This is a genomic window from Bradyrhizobium sp. AUGA SZCCT0222 (assembly GCF_018130205.1).
GTDB lineage: Bacteria > Pseudomonadota > Alphaproteobacteria > Rhizobiales > Xanthobacteraceae > Bradyrhizobium.
Genome location: NZ_JAFCLX010000040.1, coordinates 59,456 through 66,888, shown reverse-complemented (window position 1 = coordinate 66,888; position 7,433 = coordinate 59,456). Strand labels below are relative to the sequence as shown.

Genomic DNA, 7,433 nt, shown 5'->3' with positions numbered 1-7,433 from the left:
CAAATCAGGTGCATATATTCGGCCATCCCGTCCTACTCAGAAGGGCGTCGGCCGTCGTCACGGACGTTGGACGGGTTGCGGTGGACGCTGGTTTACGCCTCGACGACGGCGTGGATAAGCGTACGGCAAAACCGTGTGGTCCTGGCGCCCGTTGCAGGCGTCAAGCTGTCGGAGAAGCGCAAGCGGGAACGGCAGCGACGGAGTCAACCAAGAACTCGTCTCCGGGGAGAGCACGGCATAAGCCGTAAAGCCATTGCGCAGGGAAGGCCGGGTGTTCTCCGCTGCCCTGTATGCTCGTGTGCACTTTGTTTTGTGCAAACCGCACGCGAGACCGCGGGTGCAGCGCGCACCCGGTCTTCCCTGCGCCCTCTCATTTTGGGGGCACGGAACTTCTGGCAAAGCTCGGGCGCAATGCGTCGCGAGAAGGTGAAAGTGCATCCACTCGTCATTGCGAGCGCAGCGAAGCAATCCATTCTATCCCGGTGTTTAGGTATGGATTGCTTCGCTGCGCTCGCAATGACGTGGAGAGGGCGCGCCCACCCCAGTGAACCCAAACGTCCGGGGAGGAGGGGTTAGGCCGGGACGCCCTCGGGAACTCCGGTTCCAGCCCCCGTAACCGCCCGTCCTGCCTTGATTTCCGGCAGTCAAATTCTCCTTTGGTAACCTCGCATTAACTAAGATTAGCGTCTGGTTAGGGACGTAAAGACGCGCGGATAGCCCTCGTTTTGACACGTTGGCAGGGGAAGCAGGACCCGGCTTTGGACGGGCCCCCCATGCGACACCAATGAGGCTCTCGCGCTGGCGCATTTTTCGCCGCGCCCGATGCGCGGCTGTGGAACGGGCAGCCAGTCGCTCCCGGAGGAATTTGGGAAGGAGCATGATCCGGAAAAGTGGGACCCGGTTTTCCGAAAAGATCATGCTCCAAACAAGAGACAGAGCATGATCCGGAAAAGTGGGACCCGGTTTTCCGAAAAGGTCATGCTCCAACAAGAGATAGAGCATGATCCGGAAACGTCGAAACGGTTTTCCGAAGAGGATCGTGCGCAAACGAGAGCATTGAGAGGATATGATCTGGTGATCCGGAGATTCCTGCAGTTCGTGACGCTGGCCTGCCTTCTGGCAACGGCTTCGTCCGCCAGCGCCCAACAGGTCGAAACGCAATCGCTGTCGCTGGCCGCGTCAGACGTGTCGCTGATCGCGCTGTTCCTGCAGGCGCACTGGGTCGTCAAATCAGTGATGATGGGGCTGCTCGCCTGCTCGGTCTGGGTCTGGGCGATCGCCATCGACAAGATCTTTCTCTATGCGCGCACCAAGCGCGCGATGGACCGTTTCGAACAGGCGTTCTGGTCCGGGCAATCGATCGAGGAGCTTTACCGTTCGCTCTCCGCCAAGCCGACGCAATCCATGGCAGCGTGCTTTGTCGCGGCGATGCGCGAATGGAAACGTTCGTTCGAGAGCCAGACGCGGTCCTTTGCCGGCCTGCAGATGCGGATCGAGAAGGTGATGAACGTCTCCATCGCCCGTGAAGTCGAGCGGCTGGAACGGCGGCTCCTGGTGCTGGCCACGGTCGGCTCGGCCGGGCCGTTCGTCGGCCTGTTCGGAACCGTCTGGGGCATCATGTCGAGCTTCCAGTCGATCGCGGCCTCGAAGAACACCTCGCTGGCGGTGGTGGCGCCTGGTATCGCGGAGGCGCTGTTTGCCACCGCGATCGGCCTTATCGCTGCCATTCCGGCGACTATTTTCTACAATAAGTTCATTTCCGAGGTGAACCGGCAGGCCCAGCGGCTGGAGGGGTTCGCCGACGAATTTTCAGCGATCCTGTCGCGCCAGATCGACGAGCGGGCATGATCCCGAAAAGTGCAAACCGGTTTTCGGACCAGATCATGCCCTGGATAAACGGCGTGAGGAGCGGTCAATCGTGAGCATTGTGGGCATTCGATCATGGCGATGAACATGGCAGGTTCGGCAGGTGGCGGTGGACGCCGCGGCCGGCGACGCGCCGCCGTGATGGCGGAGATCAACGTCACGCCGATGGTGGACGTGATGCTGGTGCTCTTGATCATCTTCATGGTGGCCGCCCCCTTGATGACCTCGACCATCGATATCGATTTGCCGATCGCAAGCGGCGGCAAGTCGCTGGCGTCGAACGCCCCGCCATTGACGCTGTCGGTCAAGCGCACCGGCGGCGCCTGCAACTCGAATGTCGAATTATATCTGGGGGATACGTTGATCCCGGCCGCCGACTTGTTGCCCAAAATCAAGGCTATAAGGGAAACCCGGTCGGAGGCCGAGAGCGTGGTCTATCTGCGCGGCGATAAAGACGTCTGTTACACAGATATGATGAAATTGTTGGGTTATATTCGGACCGCGGGGTTCAAGGCGAACATCGTGATCGTCCCCGAGCAGGGCTCGTGAGCGCCAGCGTTTTCGCACGGGGTGGAAGTTGAAGTGCGCGAGCGGAGCGGAAAACGTACGTGAGCGGAGCGGAAAGACTTAAGTGAAGCTCAAGATCGACAAGACACTGGCTGCGTCGGTCGCCCTGCACGTCCTCGTGCTGGGGTACGGACTGGTGTCGTTCTCGACCAAGGCTTACGAAATGACGCCGGAGGAATCGGTCGCCGTCGATGTCATTTCGCCCGACCAGCTCGCCAAGGTCATGGCCGGGACCAAGACCGGCAAGAAGGAAAATCCGAAGCCGCTGGTGGACAAGGTTGCCGAGGCCAAGCCGCTCGAAGACGCGGTCGGCAAGGTGACCGAGAAGGCGCCTGTGATCACCGAAATGGCGCCGCCCAAGGCGGAAGAGAAGCCGGTCGAGAAAAAGCCGGACCCGCCGAAGGTTGCCGAGAAGGCGAAGGAAGAGCCGAAGCCGGACAAGAAGCCCGATCCGCCCAAGGTCGATCCGATCGCGGAAGAGATGATGAAGGCGAACGCAGAGGCGGAAGCAAAGGCCAAGGCTGAGGCGAGGGCAAAAGCCAAGGCGGAAGCGAAGGCAAAGGCCGAGGCAAAAGCCAAGGCCGAAGCCGAGGCGAAAGCCAAAGCGGACGCGAAGCCCAGGACGGAAGATCCGTTGGTCAGTATCGCGGCGCTGCTCGACAAGCGGGACCCGTCGCGAAAGGCAGCCACCGGCGACACCTTGAATTCGAATGCCGCCCTGGGCACCGCCAAGGGCACTGCCGCAGACAACTCCGCGACCTGGGGATCGATGTTCAAGCAGCAGGTCGAGAGATGCTGGAAGAAACCCTATGGCGGCATCGAGTCGCAGAAGCCGGAAGCGGCGTTTGCGATCCGCCTGAAGCGCGACGGTACGCTCGAGGGAATGCCGGTTCCGGAAGGAACGCCGGGAACGCCGTATTTGCGCGTCTATCAGGAGAGCGCGTTGCGCGCGATCATCGAATGCCAGCCGTACAAGCTGCCTGCGGCGTTTTTCGAGGAATGGAAATATTTTGCGCCGGTGTTCACCGAACAGAAGACCTGAAGCTTTTGTAATTTGGTGGTCACCTCCCGGCAATCACGGATATGAGCAAAGTCGAAGCGATGACTGACAAAGATGGATTGCCGAACATGCTGTTTCGCCCGAGCCGCCGGCAGATCATTACGGGAATGGCGTCAGCTGGCCTGCTGATAAGCGGCCAGCGTGCCTTCGGCCAGGCGCCGAAACGCATCATTGTGCCCGAGGGCGAATTCACGCCGCTCCCCATCGCGATCCCGAATTTCGCTGCCGGCACGCCGGCAGACGCCGAGGTCGGCGTCGGCGTCACGCAGGTCGTCACCAACAACCTGAAGCGCAGCGGTCTGTTCGCGCCGATCGATCAGGCTGCCTACCTCGAAAAGACCATCAACATCGACGCGGCGCCGAACTTCCAGAGCTGGAAGACCATCAACGCGCAGGCGCTGGTGACCGGCCGCATGACGCGGCAGGGCGACGGCCGTCTCAAGGCCGAATTCCGGCTCTGGGACGTCAACACCGGCCAGCAGCTCACCGGCCAGCAATATTTCACTTCGCCGGAATACTGGCGGCGGATCGCCCACATCATCTCCGACCAGATCTACGAGCGCCTGACCGGCGAAAAAGGCTATTTCGACAGCCGCGTGGTGTTCGTCGACGAGAGCGGCTCCAAGGAACGCCGCGTCAAGCGGCTGGCCTTGATGGATCAGGACGGCGCCAATGTGAAATATCTGACGCGCGGCGCCGACCTGGTGCTGACGCCGCGGTTTTCGCCGTCGACCCAGGAAATCACCTATATGGAGTTCGGGCAGGGCGACCCGCGCGTCTATCTGTTCAACATCGAGACCGGGCAGCGCGAGATCGTCGGCAACTTCCCGGGTATGTCGTTCTCACCGCGCTTCTCGCCGGACGGCCAGCGCGTCATCATGAGCCTGCAGCAGGGCGGCAATTCGAATCTGTTCGTGATGGACCTGCGCTCGAAATCGACCACGCGCCTGACCGACACGCCGGCGATCGACACCTCGCCGTCCTATTCGCCGGACGGCGCCCGCATCTGCTTTGAGTCCGATCGCGGCGGCAAGCCGCAGATCTATGTGATGCCGGCGACCGGTGGTGGGGCGCAGCGCATTTCGTTCCAGGAGGGCAGCTATTCGACGCCGGTGTGGTCGCCGCGCGGCGACTACATCGCCTTCACCAAGCAGGGCGGTGGTCAATTCGCGATCGGCATCATGAAGCCGGACGGTTCGGGCGAACGCATTCTCACCTCGGGCTTCCATAACGAAGGCCCGACCTTTGCGCCGAACGGCCGGGTGCTGATGTTCTTCCGCGAGCCCGGCGGCAACAGCGGCCCTTCATTGTTCACAGTCGACATCTCCGGGCGCAATGAGTTGCGGGTTCCGACCCCCGGCTTCGCCTCCGATCCGGCATGGTCTCCGCTGTTGTCCTGAGCGTTCCATGGGTTAGGGCGTTAATCGGCAAACATTGCCTAGCATGCTGATTTATCAGGCAGATTTCTACAGCAGGAAACGAAAAGCAACGTCTTGGTAACGATGTTCGCTCAGAAAGACTTCATCTGCAAAGGGTACAACGTCTAATCCAAAGGACGTGCGCCCGAAAATGCAGCTTGCCAAACAGAGCGGAGAGCCGGATCAAAAAACGTCGCCATATCTTCGCGCGGCGCTGATCGATTCGCTGTTCGAGACTTCCGCTCCGATGCTGACGGGCCTCGCCTTCGGCGCCGGCGCCGCAGCGATGACCGCGCTGAAGACGGGCTCAACGCTGATCTGGGCGTGTGTCGCGCTGCTCGTCTTCGCTGGCGTCGTCCGCGCATTCATCGTGCAGCGGTACCACGCGCGCAAATCGACCCCGACTGTTGAGGAAGCTGCGCGCTGGAAGAGGTATCATCAGATCGGCGCGATGATCCAAGCCACCGCGCTCGGCACATGGTGCTCCACGACGCTGCTGTTCACTGATGATGCCGTGGCTCATATGATCTGCCTGTCCACCACCACCGGGACCTTGGCGTTAGGTGCGGGCAGGGCCTATGGACGGCAGTGGGTATTCCAGCTGCAGGCCGCACTCATCTACGGTCCAACCGTGATCGCGCTGGCGTTGCGTGGTGCCCCCTATTACATGGCGATGTCAGTCGTGTGCACCGCGTTCCTCGTAGCGGTGCTGCAGATCTCGGCCAATCTGCACCGAATTTTCATGCAGGCGCTGGTGGCGCGCGAGCGCGAGGCGGCGCTGGCCGGCCAGTTCGATACTGCATTGAACAACATGCCGCACGGGCTCTGCATGTTCGGCGCCGACGGCCGCCTGGCCGTGATGAACCACCGGTTCAGCAACATGATGCAGCTGTCCGACGATTCCGTGCAGGGCGGCGTCAGTGCGGCCGACATCATCGCTGCCTGCGTCGCCTCCGGTTCGATTTCGAACGCGAGCGGCAGCATGATCCTGTCGGAAATCGAGAGTTCGCAGGCGCGGGACATGATCACGACCGATCCCGACGCCACGCGCAACCGGTCGCTGTCATGGACGTTCCAGCCGATGGCGGGCGGAGGCGCGGTCGTCTTGCTCGAAGACATCACCGAGCGGCGCGACGCGGAAGCCAAGATCAGCCATCTTGCGCGTTACGACGAACTCACCGAGCTTCCCAACCGGGTCAATTTCCGCGACGAGATCGGGCGCCTGCTGGCGATACAGCAGGGCGCCGACAGGTTGTCGGCGCTGCTGTTCGTCGACCTCGATCAGTTCAAGCAGGTCAACGACACGCTGGGCCATCCCTGCGGCGACCAGTTGCTGTGCGCGGTCGCCGGGCGGTTGCGCGAGATGTTGCGGCCCGAGGACTTCGTGGCGCGGTTCGGCGGCGACGAATTCGTCGTGTTCCAGCAGGACATTCACTCCCACGAGGACGCGGCGGGTCTCGCCCGGCGCATCGTCGACCGGCTCAGCGAGCGCTACAAGATCGACAATCATCTGGTCGAGATCGGCGCCAGCGTCGGCATCGCCATGACCTCTCTCGGCGTCAGCGCCGACACGCTGCTCAAGAACGCCGACATGGCGCTGTACCGCGCCAAGGCGGACGGCCGTGGCACCTTCTGCTTCTTCCGCGACGAGATGGCGCAAACCGTCGAAGCGCGCCGCATCCTGGAACTCGACCTGCGCAAGGCGCTGGCGAACGAGGAGTTCGAGCTGTTCTATCAGCCGCTGGTCAATATCAAGTCCGGCAAGATCTCGACCTGCGAGGCGCTGCTGCGCTGGAATCATCCGGTCCGCGGCACGGTGTCGCCGATCGATATCATTCCCGTCGCCGAGGATATGGGCCTGATCGTCGATCTCGGCCGCTGGATTCTGCGCAAGGCCTGCATGGAATGCATGAAGTGGCCCGAGGCCGTCAGCGTCGCCGTCAACTTCTCGCCGCAGCAATTCCATCAGCGCGACGTGCTCAGCGAAGTTCGCTACGCGCTCGAAGTCTCCGGCCTGCCGGCGGACCGTCTCGAAATCGAGATCACCGAATCCTCGCTGCTGCGCAACACGCAGCTGACGCACGACGTGCTGTCGCAGCTGCATTCGCTCGGCGTGCGGATCTCGCTGGATGACTTCGGCACCGGCTATTCCAGCCTGAGCTATCTTCACAACTTCCCATTGCAGAAGGTGAAGATCGACCGCTCCTTCCTCGAAGGCATCGATACTGATCGTCCGTTGACGTTGCTGCGCGGCGTGGCGCGGTTGTCGGCCGATCTCGGCATGTCGGTCGTGGTCGAGGGCATCGAGACCAACCAGCAACTGGAACTGGTCAGTGCCGATGGCGCGGTGACCGAGGCGCAGGGCTATCTGTTCAGCCGGCCGGTTCCAGCGGCGCGGATCCGCCAGCTGCTGAACGCCTCCCACGGCCGCCGTTCGCCGGACGAGCCGCTGGTTGTGGTTCCATCGCGCTCAATCGCCTGACACAACCTCCGTAGTCTCCTGACACAACCTCCGTAATCTT

General features: G+C 61.9%; 5 protein-coding genes. All 5 read left to right on the top strand.

Going from position 1 to position 7,433, the window contains the following annotated elements; translation table 11 throughout:
- The first annotated feature begins 1,164 nt into the window (after nt 1-1,164).
- The 5 genes from tolQ (at nt 1,165) to JQ629_RS27895 (ending at nt 7,393) form a co-directional block, all read left to right on the top strand.
- Complete coding sequence (gene tolQ, locus JQ629_RS27915; RefSeq protein WP_212207806.1) at nt 1,165-1,848, top strand: protein TolQ; 684 nt, start codon at nt 1,165-1,167, stop codon at nt 1,846-1,848.
- Between the two features lie 93 nt (nt 1,849-1,941).
- Nucleotides 1,942-2,415 (top strand): biopolymer transporter ExbD, encoded by a 474-nt coding sequence (locus JQ629_RS27910; RefSeq protein ID WP_212032897.1) that lies wholly within the window; start codon nt 1,942-1,944, stop codon nt 2,413-2,415.
- A gap of 82 nt (nt 2,416-2,497) precedes the next feature.
- On the top strand, nt 2,498-3,475 hold the full coding sequence (gene tolA / locus JQ629_RS27905) for a cell envelope integrity protein TolA (RefSeq protein ID WP_212415341.1): 978 nt from the start codon (nt 2,498-2,500) through the stop codon (nt 3,473-3,475).
- Nucleotides 3,476-3,561: 86 nt separating this feature from the next.
- Complete coding sequence (gene tolB / locus JQ629_RS27900) at nt 3,562-4,893, top strand: Tol-Pal system beta propeller repeat protein TolB (protein WP_212415344.1); 1,332 nt, start codon at nt 3,562-3,564, stop codon at nt 4,891-4,893.
- Between the two features lie 169 nt (nt 4,894-5,062).
- On the top strand, nt 5,063-7,393 hold the full coding sequence (locus JQ629_RS27895; RefSeq protein ID WP_212415340.1) for a putative bifunctional diguanylate cyclase/phosphodiesterase: 2,331 nt from the start codon (nt 5,063-5,065) through the stop codon (nt 7,391-7,393).
- The last annotated feature ends 40 nt before the right edge of the window (nt 7,394-7,433 follow it).

Bases quoted from the DNA above. Each gene is read 5' to 3' on its own strand.
- JQ629_RS27895 (WP_212415340.1), top strand. From the start codon at position 5,063: ATGCAGCTTGCCAAACAGAGCGGAGAGCCGGATCAAAAAACGTCGCCA.
- JQ629_RS27910 (WP_212032897.1), top strand. From the start codon at position 1,942: ATGGCGATGAACATGGCAGGTTCGGCAGGTGGCGGTGGACGCCGCGGC.
- tolB (WP_212415344.1), top strand. From the start codon at position 3,562: ATGCTGTTTCGCCCGAGCCGCCGGCAGATCATTACGGGAATGGCGTCA.